Annotated in this window: 18 protein-coding genes; all 18 read right to left on the bottom strand. The window is 31.7% G+C overall.

The window, feature by feature from the left end; all coding sequences use genetic code 11:
- Positions 1-90: 90 nt before the first annotated feature.
- Positions 91-681, bottom strand: a complete 591-nt coding sequence (gene pgsA, locus BUA82_RS04190) for a CDP-diacylglycerol--glycerol-3-phosphate 3-phosphatidyltransferase (protein ID WP_073004935.1) — start codon at positions 679-681, stop codon at positions 91-93.
- A complete protein-coding gene (gene rimO / locus BUA82_RS04185) occupies positions 665-2,002 on the bottom strand; it encodes a 30S ribosomal protein S12 methylthiotransferase RimO (protein WP_073004933.1) in 1,338 nt (445 codons plus the stop codon). Before rimO ends, pgsA begins: the two co-directional genes overlap by 17 nt.
- A 69-nt stretch (positions 2,003-2,071) precedes the next feature.
- Positions 2,072-4,360 (bottom strand): FtsK/SpoIIIE family DNA translocase, encoded by a 2,289-nt coding sequence (locus BUA82_RS04180; RefSeq protein ID WP_073004931.1) that lies wholly within the window; start codon positions 4,358-4,360, stop codon positions 2,072-2,074.
- Between the two features lie 83 nt (positions 4,361-4,443).
- The gene (locus BUA82_RS04175; protein ID WP_073004929.1) at positions 4,444-5,124 is read right to left on the bottom strand and encodes a ClpP family protease; all 681 of its coding nucleotides are present in this window, start codon (positions 5,122-5,124) and stop codon (positions 4,444-4,446) included.
- Between the two features lie 59 nt (positions 5,125-5,183).
- A complete protein-coding gene (dapG, locus tag BUA82_RS04170; protein ID WP_073004928.1) occupies positions 5,184-6,374 on the bottom strand; it encodes an aspartate kinase in 1,191 nt (396 codons plus the stop codon).
- Positions 6,375-6,399: 25 nt separating this feature from the next.
- Entirely contained in the window at positions 6,400-6,672 is a 273-nt protein-coding gene (locus tag BUA82_RS04165; RefSeq protein WP_073004927.1) for a YlmC/YmxH family sporulation protein, read from the bottom strand.
- A gap of 61 nt (positions 6,673-6,733) precedes the next feature.
- Complete coding sequence (locus BUA82_RS04160) at positions 6,734-8,035, bottom strand: M16 family metallopeptidase (RefSeq protein WP_073004926.1); 1,302 nt, start codon at positions 8,033-8,035, stop codon at positions 6,734-6,736.
- Positions 8,036-8,076: 41 nt separating this feature from the next.
- On the bottom strand, positions 8,077-10,194 hold the full coding sequence (locus tag BUA82_RS04155; protein WP_073004925.1) for a polyribonucleotide nucleotidyltransferase: 2,118 nt from the start codon (positions 10,192-10,194) through the stop codon (positions 8,077-8,079).
- Between the two features lie 93 nt (positions 10,195-10,287).
- Positions 10,288-10,551: a 30S ribosomal protein S15 gene (gene rpsO / locus BUA82_RS04150; protein ID WP_073004924.1), complete on the bottom strand. Its 264-nt coding sequence runs from the start codon at positions 10,549-10,551 to the stop codon at positions 10,288-10,290.
- A 112-nt stretch (positions 10,552-10,663) separates the two neighbouring features.
- A complete protein-coding gene (locus BUA82_RS04145) occupies positions 10,664-11,602 on the bottom strand; it encodes a bifunctional riboflavin kinase/FAD synthetase (protein WP_073004923.1) in 939 nt (312 codons plus the stop codon).
- Positions 11,603-11,612: 10 nt separating this feature from the next.
- Positions 11,613-12,488, bottom strand: coding sequence for a tRNA pseudouridine(55) synthase TruB (gene truB, locus BUA82_RS04140; RefSeq protein WP_073004922.1), 876 nt, complete (start codon positions 12,486-12,488; stop codon positions 11,613-11,615).
- The gene (locus tag BUA82_RS04135; RefSeq protein WP_073004921.1) at positions 12,485-13,444 is read right to left on the bottom strand and encodes a DHH family phosphoesterase; all 960 of its coding nucleotides are present in this window, start codon (positions 13,442-13,444) and stop codon (positions 12,485-12,487) included. The genes truB and BUA82_RS04135 overlap by 4 nt, the downstream gene beginning before the upstream one ends.
- Complete coding sequence (gene rbfA, locus BUA82_RS04130; protein WP_073004919.1) at positions 13,431-13,793, bottom strand: 30S ribosome-binding factor RbfA; 363 nt, start codon at positions 13,791-13,793, stop codon at positions 13,431-13,433. The genes BUA82_RS04135 and rbfA overlap by 14 nt, the downstream gene beginning before the upstream one ends.
- Before the next feature lie 14 nt (positions 13,794-13,807).
- Positions 13,808-15,883 carry a translation initiation factor IF-2 gene (gene infB / locus BUA82_RS04125; protein ID WP_073004917.1) on the bottom strand — a complete coding sequence of 692 codons (2,076 nt, stop codon included), beginning with the start codon at positions 15,881-15,883 and terminating at the stop codon, positions 13,808-13,810.
- 33 nt (positions 15,884-15,916) lie between these two features.
- Positions 15,917-16,222, bottom strand: coding sequence for a ribosomal L7Ae/L30e/S12e/Gadd45 family protein (locus BUA82_RS04120; protein ID WP_073004915.1), 306 nt, complete (start codon positions 16,220-16,222; stop codon positions 15,917-15,919).
- Positions 16,215-16,481: an RNase P modulator RnpM gene (gene rnpM / locus BUA82_RS04115; protein ID WP_073004913.1), complete on the bottom strand. Its 267-nt coding sequence runs from the start codon at positions 16,479-16,481 to the stop codon at positions 16,215-16,217. The genes BUA82_RS04120 and rnpM overlap by 8 nt, the downstream gene beginning before the upstream one ends.
- Before the next feature lie 24 nt (positions 16,482-16,505).
- Positions 16,506-17,555: a transcription termination factor NusA gene (gene nusA / locus BUA82_RS04110; protein ID WP_073004911.1), complete on the bottom strand. Its 1,050-nt coding sequence runs from the start codon at positions 17,553-17,555 to the stop codon at positions 16,506-16,508.
- Between the two features lie 18 nt (positions 17,556-17,573).
- Positions 17,574-18,035: a ribosome maturation factor RimP gene (gene rimP / locus BUA82_RS04105; protein ID WP_073004909.1), complete on the bottom strand. Its 462-nt coding sequence runs from the start codon at positions 18,033-18,035 to the stop codon at positions 17,574-17,576.
- Positions 18,036-18,062: the final 27 nt, after the last annotated feature.

Raw genomic sequence — 18,062 nt, 5'->3', positions numbered from 1 at the left:
GAAAATAAGTCAACAATAAGTGAAAAAGTTCCTGCTAAGGAACTCTATTCGCATTATTAAGATTATTGACAGTTTAAGGAATTATATTCCTTATTTATCAATTTTTATTGCTTCTTTATTTTTAATAAAATAATCCACACCAGAAGCTATTGTTATAGCAACAGCAAGATATAAGAATAATCCAGGTGCGTATTTAAAGAATTGTTCTATATAATTATATTCTGTTATTAAGGATGATAAAACCTTATTAGTGGTGATATTGACATCAAGGAGAAGCAATACTATAGCCACTATTTGTATTACGGTTTTAATCTTTCCCCACCAACTTGCAGCAATTACAGTGCCTTCTGCAGCAGCAATGGTCCTTAAACCTGAAACAGCAAATTCTCTAGCGATTATAATAACTGCTGCCCAGCCAGGAACAACTTGTAACTCTACTAAGGAAATTAAAGCTGAAGTTACCAAAAGCTTATCAGCTAAAGGATCCATAAATTTACCAAAGGTGGTAATTTGATTTCTACTTCTAGCTATATATCCATCTAATTTATCTGTAAGGGCAGCTAAAATAAATATAAATGTAGCAATAAAATTACCGTAAGGAATTCCTTTTGCTGCTATGAATACAAGAAAAACAGGCACAAGAAAGATTCTAATTATTGTTAGCTTATTTGCTAGATTCATAATACACAACTCCTATTAAATCATATTCTGTGGATTCCATAATTTTAATTGGAATTATATCTCCAACATTCATAGGATTCTTCTTATCTATAAAAATCATGCCATCTATGTCTGGAGCCATACCCTGATTTCTGCCTATATAAAACTCCTCATTTTCTGATTCTATCAAAACATCATAAATTTTACCAACATTCTCTTGGTTAAGTTTTATTACTATTTCTTTCTGTAACTTCATTAACTCTTTTTCTCTTTGTTTCTTAATGTTTTCCTCAATTTGATCTTTCATTAGTGCAGCAGCACTGCCTTCTTCTTTTGAATATCTAAAAACACCTAAGTTATCAAATTTTATTTCTTCTATAAATTCTTTAAGTTCCTTAAAGTTATCTTCTGTTTCTCCTGGAAAACCTACTATTATAGATGTTCTTAACTTAATATCAGGTATATTTTTTCTTAATGTATTTATAATGTTTAGTATGGATTCTTTTGATGTTTTTCGTCCCATAAGCTTTAGTACATCATTACTGATATGTTGAATAGGTAAATCTAAATAATTACATACTTTTTTATTAGAGGCTATTTCCTGTATTAATTCATCATAAAGTTCCTCTGGATAACAATATAATAATCTTATCCATTCTACTCCTGGAATTTTTGAAATATCCTTAATTAAACTATGCAAGTGTTTTGCACCATACAGGTCCATACCATATCTAGTGGTATCCTGAGCAATGAGTATTATTTCTTTAACTCCTTGGGATACAAGTTCATTAACCTCTTTTAGTATGCTTTCCATAGAACGACTTCTATATTTACCTCTTATTTTAGGTATAATACAGTAAGTACAATAATTATCACAGCCTTCTGCGATTCTTACATAGGCTGACATTTTATTAGTTGTGATAATTCTTTCTCCTTCATTGATGTTTTCATCACTATAATTACAATTTATTATTCTTTTATTATTTTTTATAAATTCATTAATAAACTTATTAATTTGAATATAATCATTTACACCCAGCATCACATCAATTTCTGGTATTAGCTCTGCAAGTTCTTCTCCATACCTTTGAGTAAGACAGCCTGTAGCCATGAGAAGTTTGCAATTACCCTTATTTTTAAATTCTGCCATTTCTAGTATGGTGTTAATGGATTCTTGTTTTGCTTTTTCAATAAAACCACAAGTATTTATTATAATTATATCTGCCTCTTCAGCTTTGTTAGTTAGTTCAAAATCCTTATTAATTGATCCTAACATAATTTCGCTATCAATTCTGTTTTTATCGCAACCTAAACTTATGATTCCAACCTTATATTTTTGCAAATTAGCTCCTCCTACGTATCTAGTCATAGATTTATTTTAAATCTCTTTTATTTATTAAACAAGTATTTTTTAATATTCATCAGAGCTTTCATTAGATATTAAAACTTGCCTGGGTTTACTTCCATCTCTAGGGGAAATTACCCTGTTTTCTTCTAATTGTTCCATAATCCTAGCTGCTCTATTATATCCAATTCTTAATCTTCTTTGCAATAAAGATGTGGATGCTTGTCCCGATTCCACTACTATTCTAATAGCCTCATCTAATAATGCATCTTGGTCATTATCTGTAGAAGTGGTAGATACTTCATTATCAATATGCTCTAATATTTCAGCTTGATAATCCTCTTCAGCAGGTGCATCTAGACTTTTAATATAGTTTACTACCTTTTCAACTTCTCCTTCGGATATAAATGCTCCTTGTATTCTTATTGGTTTAGATTCACCAACAGGATAGAACAGCATATCTCCCCTACCTAGTAGCTTTTCAGCGCCGGAAGAGTCTAATATGGTTCTTGAGTCTATTTGACTTGAAACAGCAAAGGATATTCTAGAAGGAATATTTGCCTTAATTACACCGGTAATTACATCTACGGAAGGTCTTTGGGTTGCTATAACTAAATGCATTCCTGCTGCTCTTGCCATTTGAGCTAATCTAGCGATATATTCTTCCACTTCGTGAGGACAGGCCATCATTAAATCTGCAAGCTCATCCACTATCATTACAATCCAGGGTAGCCTTTCAGCTATTTTCCCTTTATCATATAAGTCGTTATATCCTTCTATATTCCTCATGCCATTTTCAGCAAAAAGCTTGTATCGTCTATTCATTTCATTTACAGCCCAGTTTAGTGCTCCCGCCGCTTTTTTAGGGTCTGTTACCACAGGAATTAAAAGATGAGGTATCCCATTATATATACTCAGTTCAACTACCTTTGGATCCACCATGAGCAGTTTAACTTCCTGAGGTGAATATTTAAACAATAAGCTCATAATTAATGTGTTAATGCACACGCTTTTTCCTGAACCCGTTGCTCCAGCTATAAGCAAGTGAGGCATTTTGCTCAAATCTGTTACCATACAATTACCGTCTATACCTTTACCCAGGGCAAAGGATAAATTTCTTGAAGTAGAAGCATATTCATTAGATTCTAATACTTCTCTAAGAAAAACAGCTGTTAACTCTTTATTGGGCACCTCAATACCCACTGCTGACTTACCAGGAATAGGAGCTTCTATTCTAACTCCTCTAGCAGCTAAACTTAAAGCGATGTCATCAGAGAGATTAACTATTTTACTAACCTTTACTCCAGGACTTGGTTGAAGCTCAAACCTAGTTACTGAAGGACCTTTTGTAACTTGAATAATCTTAGCTTCTACGCCAAAACTATTTAAGGTTTCTTCTAGCCTATTAGCATTAGCTAAAAGCTCTTTTTTATCTTCTTTATTCATTTTCGTATTTGAATTTATATTCAACAAATCTATAGGAGGAAATTCATATTTTACATCCTCGGGCATATTAATTATTTTTTCAGAGATTTCCTTATTTACTTCTTCATTGATATTTTTATCATTCACTGGTGAAGAAACTTTTCTATTAGTATCTTCAGGGATATCATTAATGACTATATCCGATTTTGGTTCATCACTAATGGTATTGCTTTTCATAAAGTCTAATATTTTTATTTTATTATTAATCCCTTTAATATATTCTGATTTTTCTTCTGAAGTAATAGGTTCTAGTTCCTTACTTATAGCTTTTTCAGATACTGTATCTTCAGATACTTTGTTCTTTCTATTTTTTCTGGCTTCTTTGGTTTTGGTCTTCACATTTTCTCCAATGTCATAAAGTGATATATTAAAAAGCACTATGGTAGCTATCACATATAACGCAGAAAATATTATGAAGGAACCAACCACGCCAAAAAGCTTATAGAAAGGTATATCTAATAGTAAACCTATAATTCCACCATGGAATTTATTTTCCGATTGAATTATTGCTTTAATTGAGTTAACTATAGAATCAGATTGATAATAATCTTCAAAGGTTATCATTTGTATAAATAGTAATGAATTAACTAAAAAGATTAAAGTGCCGTATAGTCTCTTTTTAGAGGCCATTTTCCCTTGAGAAGCTATAACATATATTCCATAAGCTATTAGTAGCATAGGCATTATATATCCTATGAGTCCGAATAGTGAGAATACTACAGACTTAGATACTTGCCCCACCACTCCGGCTTTAGAATAGTAGATTCCAAAAATAAGCAATAAACCAATAGTTATAAAAATAATTCCTTTTATTTCATGGTTAAAATTTGTTTTATTACTTGTATTAACTTTTTTCTTTTTTCTTGCCATTATACCACCCCGATTTATTTAATTCTACATTTATAACAAATATCCTTTTACTAAAATAAAATTAACCATAGGGATGCCTATGGTTAATTATTATTACTATCAATCAACTCTTCTAATTTCTTTAAAGACTCCTTTACCCCACCCACTTCGTTTATTATACCATATTCCACTGCTTGATTGCCTATTAAAATAGTACCCATATCATTTAAAAGTTCATCTGTTTGAAGCATTAATTTTTTTAATGAGTCTCTATTTATATTAGATGTTCTTACTATAAAGTCATTAATCCTTTCCTGCATCTTGTTGAAATACTCGAAAGTTTGGGGAACTCCAATAATTAAACCATTCATGCGAATAGGATGTAAAATCATAGTTGCAGATGGAGAAATAAAGGAGTAATCTGCTGAAGTAGCTAAAGGTACCCCTATAGAGTGCCCTCCTCCAATCACCAGCGAAACTGTAGGAGTGCTTAAACTATTTATCATTTCAGCTATTGCCAATCCAGCTTCAATATCACCACCGATAGTGTTTAATATAATAAGAATTCCTTTTACCTTATCGCTTTGTTCCATGGAGATGAGTTGAGGAATCACATGTTCATATTTAGTGGATTTGGTTTGAGGCGGTAAATTTAAATGGCCTTCAATCTGTCCAATAATAGGTAGTATCTGTATTCTTTCTTCTTTATTTATTAAAAAATCATTTCCAAATTCTTTAACGGACTCTATTTGTGCATTTATATCTTTTTCTGATTTATCCTTCATTTAGCATCCCTCCTATACAAACTTTAGTTTGTGCTAGAAGGCTATATTTATACTATGAATTACATAAATTTTTTGTGTAAGGTGTTAATGGCTTTCTCCACCTTGTCAGTTTTTATAAGACACCATATGGTCATATAAGAGTCTGCTGTCTGAAGTACAGCTATATTTTCTTTATTTAATTCTTCTAAGATAGAAGCCATAACTCCGGGTATTCCTTTCATTCCTGAACCTATTAAAGCCACTTTACTGCAGTTTTCTTCTATACTAAATTTAATATTTATTTTATTAAAAACTTCCAGCAGCTTGGTAACGTCCTTTTCGCTTATGGTAAATACTTTTTCTGTAGGGAATACATTTATAAGGTCAATACTTATTTTTTCTTCAGCTAATATACTTAGCAAGCTTACATAGTGTATATTTTCTTTATTATGGCATAATTCTACTATTATCTGAACACGACCGCTGATATGAGTTATTCCAGTTATAATGCTTTTATTTTCCACAATAGAATTATCTATCACAGTGCCAGAACTATCATTTAGGGAATTTTTGATGATAATAGGCACATTTCCTCTCATGGCGATTTCTACTGCACGAGGATGAATTACTTTCGCTCCTTGATCAGCAAATTGAAAAATTTCGTTATAAGTCATGCTAGAAATTACTATAGCATCACTAACTATTCTTGGGTCTGCTGTCATTATTCCATCTACATCAGTATATATTTCTATTTCTTTTGCTTTTAATGCAACTCCTAGTATGGAAGCAGAAGTGTCGCTGCCACCTCTTCCTAATGTAGTTATTTCACCATTTTGGGTGATACCTTGAAAGCCAGTTACCACAGGAACAATCCCTTCTGATATCAGTTTTAATAAATTTTTAGTGTCCACTGTTTTTAATGAGGCATTGTTAAAGTTATTATCAGTAATTATTCCAGCTTGCCCACCAGTTAATGGCATAGCTTTAATTCCCATTTCTTCAAGTTCACTGCATAACACTACAGAGCTTATCATTTCACCACAACTTATAAGAAAATCCATGGCCTTTGGATTATTTCTTTGATAGTTATCAGGTATTAAAGAAAGTAAGGTATCAGTGGCATAAGGGTCACCTTTTCTTCCCATAGCTGATACTACTACTACAGGTATACAATGATTTTCTAGGGCGTTTTTTATTTTAGAGATTACCAATTTTCTTCTTTCTTTGGTAGATACGGATGTTCCACCAAACTTTTGTATAATAATGTCCAAAAATATCACCTCTTAAAGCAAATTATCATCTAGATTTTTTTATGTTTTCTTCTTCTGCATCTAAAATTATAGTTTTAGCTCCGATTTTTTTTACATAGTCCCAAGGAATTTCTATAAATTCATTATTATTAAATAATGAAAATTTATTATTATTAATACCTATTATAAGAAGCTTAAATGCTCCCTCTTCATCTATTACTATATCATTATTTGAAAGATAGTTGTACTTTTCACCATCATTGATATTTATAATTTCAAATTTTTCTATTTCACTATAAAGCTTTATATTCTCACTCATGAAATATACCTCCTCTAATTATATTATTAGTATAATATGCATATTAAAGGAGGCATATTACTTAAACTAAAATTGATGAACCTTCAGTAAAGGCTTTTTTATCCTCACTGATTATAGGAAAAATTGAATCCATTTGAAAATTGTTCCCTACAAAGGCTGCATTGATTATACCTTTTTCTATGGTCTCATTCATAACCATCTTAACTTTATCGTTATCAATGGCATTAATTTTATCCATTATATCTTCTTGAGAATTCACCTTATTTAAAAATAAAAGAGTTTTTCCATTAGCAAACATCCTGCTGCTTGTGCTTTCTAATCCTAAAATGTAACTAGCTTTTATCTTATTCTTTGTATTATTTAATAAGGCGCTACTTACACCAATTTCAGCAAATTCCTTTAATTCTTTTTTTATAACCTTTAGTGCTTTTTCAGCATATTTAGGAGACAAGCCTGCATATATGTTTATAGTTCCTGTGTTATTATAGGAAGACATATAAGAATATATTGAATAACATAATCCTAACTCTTCTCTTATTTTTTGAAATAGAATAGAAGAGGCTCCACCACCTAATATATTATTTATTAAGGTTAATGTGTAACCTTTATCATTGCCTAGTTCATATCCTTTTAATCCTAAACTAAGGTGTAGCTGCTCAATGGGTTTATCCTTATATAGTATGTCAGATAATAAAATTGGGGTACTATATTTTGTTACTCTCTTATTGCTTAAAGATTTCCATGTACTAAAATATTTATCTAAATAATTATATAGTTTATCCTCTTCAAAGTTACCACAGATGGAAATAACAGAGTTTTCTGGTATATAGTACTCAGCTATATATTCTAGTATTAGCTCTCTGTTAAAGCTTTTTACAGTATCCACTGTACCAAGTATGGGTAAGGAAATAGAATCCTCTCCCCAAATTGACATACTATGAAGGTCAGCGAGAACATCTTCTGGAGAATCTTCAGACATATTAATTTCCTCAATGACTACTCCTTTTTCTTTTTCAATGTCTTCTTCAGAAAATTTACTGTTAAACATCATGTCAGATAATACATCTAAACATAGTTCTAAATTTTCATCTAGGGCTTTGATATAGTAGCAGGTAGCTTCTCTTCCAGTGAAGGCATTTATTTGTCCACCAACATTCTCGATACTCTCTGCCAGTTCTAATGCATTTCTTTTTTCTGTGCCCTTAAACATCATGTGTTCAATAAAATGAGATATGCCATTATTTACTTTGTTTTCATTTCTTGAACCTGTCTCCACCCATATACCCACACTTATGGACTTTACAGTTTCTATTTTTTCTGTAACTACCCTTAATCCATTAGATAATTTAAATACATTTTGCATATTATCTCTCCTTAAAAAAATAAAAAGGCATAAATGCCCTTCTATTCTTTATCTTGCGATTCATTGCTTTCTTCTGATTCTTTGATTGCATCTTTTCTAGATAGATTTATTCTTCCTTGGTTGTCGATCTCTGTAACTTTAACTAATATTTCATCACCTACAGAAACTATATCTTCAACTTTATTTACCCTAGCTACATCAAGCTTAGATATATGAACTAAACCTTCTTTACCAGGTAATATCTCTACAAAAGCTCCGAAAGTAGCAATTTTAGTTACTTTCCCTAGATATATTTCTCCTGCTTTTACTTCTTTAGTTAAACCTTCTATAATCTTAAGAGCTTGCTTTACTCCTACTATATCATCAGAGGTAACAAATACTCTTCCATCTTCTTTAATATCAATTTTAACACCAGTTTCAGAAATGATCTTATTTATAGTTTTTCCACCTGCACCTATAACATCTCTTATTTTTTCTGGATCAATAAGCATTGTATAAGTTTTTGGTGCATATTTTGAAACCTCTTCTCTAGGTGCGCTGATACATTCGTTTATTTTATCTATAATAAATACTCTAGCTTTTCTAGCATTTGCTATAGATTTCTTTATACATTCATTAGAAAGTCCTTTTAATTTTGTATCCACTTGAATAGATGTTATTCCTTTTACTGTACCCGCTACTTTAAAGTCCATATCACCAAAGAAGTCTTCAATACCTTGAATATCAGTTAATACTTCTTCTTGGTTTAAATCTTCGCTGGTAACCAGCCCCATAGCAATACCAGCAGCTGGTCTTTTAATTGGAACTCCCGCATCTAATAGTGCTAAAGTACTTCCGCATACACTAGCCTGAGAAGTTGATCCGTTAGAGCTTAGAACTTCTGAAACTAATCTAATGGTATAAGGAAATTCTTCTTCTGAAGGAATTAATGGTTCTAGTGCTCTTTCAGCTAAGGCACCATGACCTATTTCTCTTCTTCCAGGTCCTCTTAAAGGTCTTACTTCACCAACACTATAGGATGGGAAGTTATAGTGATGCATGTATCTCTTAAATTCTTCTTCTCCTAATCCATCTAGGATTTGAACATCTCCTATGGCACCTAAAGTAGCCACAGTAAGAACTTGGGTAAGTCCTCTTGTGAATAAACCTGTACCGTGAGTTCTTGGCAATAAGGAAACATCGCAGCTTATTGGTCTAATCTCATCAAAGGATCTTCCGTCAGGTCTTCTTTTTTCATTAAGAATCATGCTTCTAACTATTTCTTTTTGAGATTTATAAACAACATCATTTATATCTGACATGCTATCAGGATATTTTTCTTCAAATTCTTCTTTGATCTTCTTTTTAACTTCATCCATAGCAGCATTTCTTTCATCTTTATCAATGATATACATTGCTGATTTTATCATTTGATAACTGAAATCTTTTACTTCTTTTTCAAGTTCTTCAGGTACTTCATGTAATTCAGGCGTAATTTTTTCCTTTCCAAACATCTTCATACACTCTTCTTGAAAAGCAACTATCTTTTTACATTCTTCAAATCCAAACATTATGGCATCATACATTACATCTTCAGAGATTTCTTCAGCACCTGCTTCAATCATCATAACCTTTTCTTTTGTAGCTACTACTGTTAGAGCTAGTGTGCTTTGCTCTCTTTCTTTGGTGTTGGGATTTACTATAAACTCTCCATCTATAAGTCCTATAGAAACTGCTCCTACTGGATCAGTAAATGGTATGCTAGAAATTGCTAAAGCGGTGGAAGCAGCGTTAATTGCTAATATTTCTGGCAAATTATCGTTCTCTACTGATACTACAGTACATACAACTTGAACATCGTTTCTATATCCTTTAGGGAACAGAGGTCTAATAGGTCTATCAACTGCCCTACCATTTAATATAGCTTTTTCTGAAGGTCTTCCTTCCCTTTTTATAAAGCCTCCCGGTATTTTACCTACTGCATAAAGTCTTTCTTCATATTCAATACTTAAAGGGAAAAAGTCTATACCTTCTCTTGGACTTTCAGATGCATTTACGTTTGTAATAATTACTGTATCACCGTAACTCATCATTATTGCAGCATTAGAAAGCATACCAATTTTTCCATATTCAACTTTCAACTTTCTTCCAGCTACCATAATTTCGTGTGAATGGTACATAATATACCTCCTTTCAGATCTACTAATATTATTAGCATTAAATTCATAATTATCAATATTTTAAAATAATAGAGCGGTACAACCGCTCTATAATTATCTTCTTAAACCTAGCTTTTCTAATATAGCACGATATCTTTCAATATCCTTTGCTTGAAGATAGTTCAATAATCCTCTTCTTTGACCAACCATCATTAAAAGACCTCTTCTTGAGTGATGGTCTTTTTTATGAACCTTTAAGTGCTCAGTTAGACTGTTTATTCTGTCTGTTAAAAGTGCTATTTGCACTTCTGGTGAACCAGTATCACCTTCATGTCTTGCGTATTTTTGCATAATTTCTTGTTTTGTTGCCTTTTCCATTAAAAACACCTCCAAAATTTATCCCCAAGTTCCAAGTAAAAAGATGGCAAATCTAAAAACGTAGAAATTGGTTCTCAACGGTTATTATAACAAAGAAAAATTTAAATGTAAATTATTTTTTCAATAAACTTACATGTATTTCTTCATTTTCTGCAATTTGTCTATCTATATCTATTCTAGCTATTAATTTATCCAAGCTAGGATACTTTATCTCATCTCTTATGCGTTTTATAAAGTATAGATTTATTTCTTTGCCATATATGTTATTATTAAAATCTAATATGTAAGTTTCAATGGAAAAATCTTTTCCCTCCACGGTAGGATTGTTGCCTACACTAGTAATACCTTTGTATATTACACCATCTATATCTACATTAGTATAATACACTCCTATAGCAGGTATACTATATTTGCTGTCAACTTCTATGTTAGCAGTGGGATACCCTAACTGCCTTCCTAACTTCCTACCCTCAATGACCTTGCTAATTAAGCAGTAAGGCCTATTTAACATTATGTTTGCTTTTTCAATATTTCCTAGGGATATTTCTTCTCTTATTCTTGAACTACTTACAATTTCATCGTTATACATCAAGGGATCCATAATAACCAAGTCATATCCATAGTGAGGCTGAAGTTCTCTCAAGAGATTTACATCACCAGTATTCTTGTATCCAAATTTATAATTAAAGCCCACTATAAAACCTTTTGCATTATAGGTTTTAATAAGGAGCTCTATAAATTCAACTGCAGTGATCTTCATATACTCTTCACTAAAGGTTACTAAACATGAAACGTCTACCCCAGCTTGCTCTAACAATAAAAGTTTATACTCATTGCTAGTTAGAAGCTTTGGAGGAGTGGCTCCTTTAACTACGGTCTTTGGATGATTCTTAAAAGTATATACCATGCTGAAACCATTATTTATTTTAGAAAGCTCCATAGATTTATTTATTAAGGACATATGACCTAAATGCAGACCATCAAAGCTTCCTAAAGCTATATAAGTACCCTTTGTAATTTTATCATTAAAAAATTCATCTATAATTAACATAAATATACCTCTACAATAACAGCTTTTCTATTTTAAAAGTATTATTATTTTTCTTTCCTAAACCTAATAAAACATCATTTTCAGAATAAACTCTAAAAATTTGTGAAGAATTTGGAATTGAATTTATTAGTCTATAATCTTGAATACTTACCCCATTGATAAATAATGGTTTAAAGTACTCATTTAAATGCACAGAATCATATTTTATTAATGCCTTCTCCATGGTAATTAAGTAATCGCTGATGTTATCTACATTTAATTCTTCTAAATGTACTGCATCAGCTATATTGAAAATACCATTTTTCACTCTTTCCAGTTCCCACATGGAGGCACCACAACCCAAAGATTCTCCTATATCATAGCATAGGCTTCTTATATAAGTACCTTTAGAGCAGTGCACTAGAATTTCAGCGTAGGGTGTGTTAAAGGATATTACTTCAATAGAATATATATTTATTATTCTGGGTTCCCTTTCCACTTCTATACCTTTTCTAGCTAAATCATATAACCTTTTGCCATTAACCTTTAATGCTGAGTACATTGGTGGTATTTGAGATATGGTGCCAATAAACTCATTTATAGTCTTTTGTAAATCTAAAAGGGTTATTTTTGACGCATCTTTGGTTAAAATAACATTTCCTTCTTTATCATAAGTATCAGTATTTATACCTAGCTTTACTGTGGCTTTATAAACTTTTGATTCATTCATGACATAATCAATAATTTTTGTGGCCTTACCTATACAAACAGGTAAAACCCCTGTAGCTAGAGGGTCTAATGTTCCAGCATGACCAACTTTTTCTTTACCGCAGATATGCCTCACTTTTCTAACTACATCAAAAGATGTTATTCCTTTTGGTTTATAAATATTCAATATGCCATTCATAATTTTAATTCATCCTTCAGTTTTGGTATAACGGTATTTTTTGCTTCTTCTAGGGTGACATTTGGAATAAAGGCACCAGATGCTTTAGAGTGTCCCCCTCCAGAAAAATTCTCTGCTATTTTACGCACATCCGCAGTATCTTTGGATCTAAAACTAATTTTCACACCATTTGGGACTTCTTTAAACAACACTGCAATCTCTACACCTTTAACCTTTAGTCCATAGGAAATAATCTCTGAAGAATCTTCAAGAACATAATTAATATCCTTTAACATTTTTTCATGTATTTCCATTATACAAATTTTATTATCTAATAATAAATACATATTTTCAAGTACCATACCTTGAAGTTTCAAGAATTTAAAGGATTTATTTTCATAAATATTCCTATGTATGCTAGTAAAATCTATAGAGGTATCTATAAGTTTAGCTGCTATATTGTGAGTTCTGCTGGTAGTGTTAGAATATTTAAAGGAACCTGTATCCGTTAATAAAGAGGTATATAAGCATGTAGCTATATCCTTAGTAATTTCCATGTTTAGTATAGCTATAAGCTCATATACAATTTCCGCTACCGCTGCAGCTATAGTATCTACATAATTGAAATCACCATACATATCATTGGATAAATGATGATCTATATTAATTAAAGTGTTTTTATAATTATTTAATTTAGCATTGATCCTTTCCCTATTGCCACAGTCTAGCACTATTACTAATTCTGTATTTTCTATAGGTTCTTGTAAATTACTGCTTATTTCACTGCTAAAGGGTAAATAAGAAAAGTTTTCTGGAATTTTTTCTTGAGAAATTATATAGGCCATTTTATTTTTATTTTTTAGAGCAATAAGTAGTGCAAGAGCACTACCTAAAGAGTCTCCATCAGGAGAGGTATGAAAAGTTATACCTATTGTAGTGCTCTGCTCTATTAATTTAGCTATTTCATTTAGATGCATCATCGCTCTCCTTAATTTTTTGAATTAAAGAATTTATATGCATTCCATGTTCTATAGAGCTATCTAATTCAATGATAAGCTCTGGTGTATATCTTAGCTTAATCCTATGACCTACTTCTCTTCTTATAAATCCACTTGAATTTTTTAAAGCCTCTAAAGTTTCCTTCTTTTCATTTTCATTGCCAAATATGCTAATCATAACTTTGGCATAACGTAAATCTTTAGTAGCAGTAACATCTGTTACGCTAACCATTCCAGAAACCCTAGGATCTTTTATATCATTTCTTATTATATTACTTATTTCTTTTTTCAATTCTTCATTTATTCTTCCAGCTCTATAATTGGCCACATTAATCCACCCCTTTACAGCTGATTTCTTTTAACCTCTTGCATAGAGTAAGCTTCTACAATATCTCCTTCTTTGATATCATTGAATTTTTCTATACTTAGTCCGCATTCATAACCAGAAGCAGCTTCTTTTACATCATCTTTAAATCTCTTTAATGATGCTAATTTAGATTCAAATATTACTATTCCGTCTCTAATTATTCTTACATCGCTGTTTCTAGTAATTTTACCATCTAATACATAACATCCAGCAATGGTCCCTAGACTGGAAATTTTATAAGTTTGCCTTATTTCAGCACGCCCTAGTATCACTTCTTTATAATCAGGCTCTAACATACCTATCATAGCAGATTTTACATCTTCAATTGCATCGTATATTATTCTGTAAGTTTTAATTTCTACATTTTCTTTCTCAGCAGAAGAAGTTGCATTAACATCTGGCCTTACGTTGAATCCTATAATGATAGCATTGGAAGCAGTAGCAAGAGTCACGTCAGTTTCGGTAATGGCACCCACTGCACCATGAATGACTCTAACCTTTACATCATCAGTAGACAATTTTTCAAGAGATTGCTTTATTGCTTCTACAGAACCTTGAACATCAGCTTTTACTATTAAAGCTAGTTCTTTAACTTTCCCTTCTTTAATCTGGTTATATAAGTCTTCAAGGGAAACTCTGTTAGAAGATTGAAGATTTTCATCTTTAATTTTGTCTTTTCTAGTTTGAGCCATATCTCTAGCTGTTTTTTCATCTTTTACTACAAAGAATCTATCTCCAGCGGAGGGAACTTCAGATAATCCTAAAATTTCTACTGGTATAGATGGACCAGCACTTTTTATCTTTTTAGCTTTATCATCAAACATAGCTCTAATTCTACCATAAGTTGTTCCTACTAATATTGAATCTCCCACATTAAGAGTTCCGTTTTGTACTAATAGGGTTGCTACAGCGCCTCTACCTTTGTCAAGTTTAGCATCTATTACGGTACCTCTTGCATTTCTTGTAGAGTTTGCTTTTAATTCTTGCATTTCAGAAGTTAATAGCACCATTTCTAATAATGTATCTATTCCTTCATGAGTTTTAGCGGATACAGGTACACATATAGTATCTCCACCCCAGTCTTCAGATACTAAGCCAAATTCTGTTAATTCTTGTTTTACTTTATCGATATTTGCACCAGGTCTATCGATTTTATTTATAGCAACTACTATAGGAACATTGGCAGCTTTACAGTGATTAATAGCTTCTTCAGTTTGAGGCATAATACCATCGTCAGCTGCAACTACTAGGATCACAACATCAGTAACTTGAGCTCCTCTTGCTCTCATAGAAGTAAAAGCTTCATGGCCAGGGGTATCTAAAAAGGTTATTTTTTCATTATTTATAGTAACGGTATAAGCACCTATATGTTGAGTTATACCACCAGCTTCTGTAGAAGTAACCTTTGCTTTTCTTATAGCATCTAATAATGATGTCTTACCGTGGTCAACGTGGCCCATAACTGTAACAATAGGAGGCCTTTTTTCGCTGTCATCTTCGGTATACATTTCATTATCCACTTCTAATTGACCTAGATTCTCATCTTTTTTCTCTAATACAAACTCAAACTTTTCTGCAATTTTTTCTGCTGTAGAAAAATCTATTTCTTGGTTAATTCCAGCCATAACCCCACTGAAAATTAATGCTTTTATTACTTCAGTAGTAGGCTTTTGTAATTTTTCAGAAAGATCCTTAACAGTAATGGTTTCACCCATTTCTATTACAGTATTTGTTTTGTTTTCATTTTCGTAATCCTCTGAATTTTTATCGTCATTTTTTTGTCTTTTTTTATTTTTTTTCGTAAATTTATTAACTTCTTCCGCCACCATTTCTTCGTATTCATCTACTATAGTTTTGCTATCACTAACATTTTCAGTTTCTACTTTTGCTTTATCTTTTAAAAGCTCTGTGATTAATTCAGCATCTTCGTTTTCGATAACGCTCATGTGATTTTTCACTTCAATATTAAATTCATCCATAAGTAAAGTTATTAAATCTTTACTTGTTATTCCAAGTTCTTTTGCCAACTCATATACTCTTATTTTTGACAAATAATTCACCCCCGGTTAGAATTTTGTTCCTGTTTACTTATTACCTTCTAAAATGGAAAGTAATTTGTTACTAATATTCTTGTCTGTTACACATATTATATTTATTTCTTGTCGTCCTAAAGAATTGCCTAATTCATGTTTAGAAAATTCTTTAATGTAGGGTATGTTATTGAGGGTACAGTACCTTACAAATTTTTTCTCGGAATTATAGGATATTTCATTAGAAAAAATAAACAAGAAAATATTTTTTTTGTTTAATAAAAGCTCGCAATTGTTATAGCCTTCAACTAAATTACCAGATTTTTTAGCTAGAGATAGAAATTGAAGAAAACTATTCATTTACTATCTCTTCCTTTAGTTTATTATAAATCTCATCATTAACTACAGTTTCTAAGTTTTTATTGATTCTCTTGGATTTAATTGCACTTTCCAAGCAGTTTGTATCTTTACAGATATAAGCACCTCTACCTGGTTTTTTTCCCGTTAAGTCTACAGATAGTTCTCCTTCAGGACTTTTTACTATTCTAATAAGCTCTTTTTTGGGCTTCATTTCCATACATCCATTGCACATTCTCATGGGAATCTTTCTGCTTTTCATGTTATCACCCCTTTTATTCAAAGGTTATTCTTCTACCTGAGCCTTGCTCTTAATATCAATTTTCCATCCTGTTAATTTAGCTGCGAGTCTAACATTTTGACCTTCTTTTCCTATAGCTAGGGATAATTGAGTATCATCTACTATTACTCTAGCAGACTTGCTTTCTTCATCTATAGTTACATCTAATACTTTTGCAGGGCTTAATGCATTTGCAATATACTCTTCAGGGAGTTTACTCCACTTAATTATGTCTATCTTTTCATTTTTCAACTCGCTAACGATATTTTGTACCCTTACGCCTTTAGGACCTACACAAGCTCCCATAGCATCTATACTTTCATCGTTAGATTGAACGGCGATCTTTGTTCTAGATCCTGCTTCTCTTGATATACTTTTTATTTCTACAATTCCTTCAAATATTTCAGGAACTTCTAATTCAAAAAGTCTTTTAACTAAACCAGGATGAGTTCTAGATACTACCACCTGTGCTCCTTTAGGGGTGTTTTTAACTTCAACTATATAAAGCTTTAGCCTTTCGTTGAAATTATATTCTTCTCCAGGCATCTGCTCATTTGGCCCTAAAATAGCTTCTACCTTTCCTAAGTCTACAAATACATTACCTTTGTCTTTTCTAATAATTATACCTGTAATAATATCAAATTCCTTCTCTACAAATTCATTGTAGATAATATTTCGTTCAGCTTCCTTTATTCTCTGGATTACCACCTGTTTAGCTAACTGTGCAGCTACTCTTCCAAAGGTCCTAGGAGTAACTTCTATATCTACAATATCATCCACTTCATATCTTGGGCTTATTTCTTTAGCTTTTTCCAAGGATATTTCAGAAATATCATCTTGAATATTTTCCACTACAGTTTTTTGAGCATATACATGAATTTCGCCATTTTCTCTATTCATGCTAACCCTTACATTTTGAGCAGTGCTACCAGTATTAGCGTAATTCTTTTTATATGCTGCTACAAGTGCATCTTCTATGGTAGTAAATAATAATTCTTCGCTAATACCCTTTTCTTTAACTATTTCCTTCAATGCACCAATAAATTCCTCATTCATTTTTCATAAGCCTCCTCATCAAAAATCCACTTCCACATTTACTGATTTAATCTTATCTAAGGGAATTTTTATTTCTTCATTGTTATTTTCTATGGTAATTTCATTATCATTGAAAGATTTTAAAATGCCTTCATGCGTTTTTTTAGTCAAGACTGGTGAAATAGTTTTCACCAGGACCTTTTTAGAAATATTATCTTGGTAATGTTTTGGAGTATATAGATATCTGTTAACACCTGGTGAGGAAACCTCTAGGTAATAAGCATCTTTAATAGGATCAGCTTCATCTAATAAGTCACTAATAGTCCTGCTGACCTTTTCACAATCTTGCAGTGATATCCCAGAAGGAGAATCGATATAAATCCTTAGATAAAATTCCCCATTTTCTTTAACATATTCTACATGATACAGTTCATAATCCATTTCTTCTATAGAGGGCTTAATTAAGCTTTCAACGTCATTTACTAAACTTTCTAATTTCATTTTCAAACCTCCTTTACTTAAGAAGTA

The organism is Clostridium amylolyticum (assembly GCF_900142075.1).
Classification (GTDB): domain Bacteria; phylum Bacillota; class Clostridia; order Clostridiales; family Clostridiaceae; genus Clostridium_AA; species Clostridium_AA amylolyticum.
Note: the sequence above shows the minus strand (reverse complement) of the source record. Positions and strands in the feature narration are given on the sequence as shown.

Coding starts and splice junctions, on each gene's coding strand:
- truB (WP_073004922.1), bottom strand. CDS start 12,488: ATGAATGGCATATTGAATATTTATAAACCAAAAGGAATAACATCTTTT.
- BUA82_RS04180 (WP_073004931.1), bottom strand. CDS start 4,360: ATGGCAAGAAAAAAGAAAAAAGTTAATACAAGTAATAAAACAAATTTT.
- pgsA (WP_073004935.1), bottom strand. CDS start 681: ATGAATCTAGCAAATAAGCTAACAATAATTAGAATCTTTCTTGTGCCT.
- nusA (WP_073004911.1), bottom strand. CDS start 17,555: ATGAATGAGGAATTTATTGGTGCATTGAAGGAAATAGTTAAAGAAAAG.
- BUA82_RS04175 (WP_073004929.1), bottom strand. CDS start 5,124: ATGAAGGATAAATCAGAAAAAGATATAAATGCACAAATAGAGTCCGTT.
- BUA82_RS04145 (WP_073004923.1), bottom strand. CDS start 11,602: ATGTTAATTATAGATGAATTTTTTAATGATAAAATTACAAAGGGTACT.
- BUA82_RS04160 (WP_073004926.1), bottom strand. CDS start 8,035: ATGCAAAATGTATTTAAATTATCTAATGGATTAAGGGTAGTTACAGAA.
- BUA82_RS04120 (WP_073004915.1), bottom strand. CDS start 16,222: ATGAATAGTTTTCTTCAATTTCTATCTCTAGCTAAAAAATCTGGTAAT.
- BUA82_RS04135 (WP_073004921.1), bottom strand. CDS start 13,444: ATGCATCTAAATGAAATAGCTAAATTAATAGAGCAGAGCACTACAATA.
- BUA82_RS04165 (WP_073004927.1), bottom strand. CDS start 6,672: ATGAGTGAGAATATAAAGCTTTATAGTGAAATAGAAAAATTTGAAATT.
- rpsO (WP_073004924.1), bottom strand. CDS start 10,551: ATGGAAAAGGCAACAAAACAAGAAATTATGCAAAAATACGCAAGACAT.
- BUA82_RS04155 (WP_073004925.1), bottom strand. CDS start 10,194: ATGTACCATTCACACGAAATTATGGTAGCTGGAAGAAAGTTGAAAGTT.
- rimP (WP_073004909.1), bottom strand. CDS start 18,035: ATGAAATTAGAAAGTTTAGTAAATGACGTTGAAAGCTTAATTAAGCCC.
- rnpM (WP_073004913.1), bottom strand. CDS start 16,481: ATGAAAAGCAGAAAGATTCCCATGAGAATGTGCAATGGATGTATGGAA.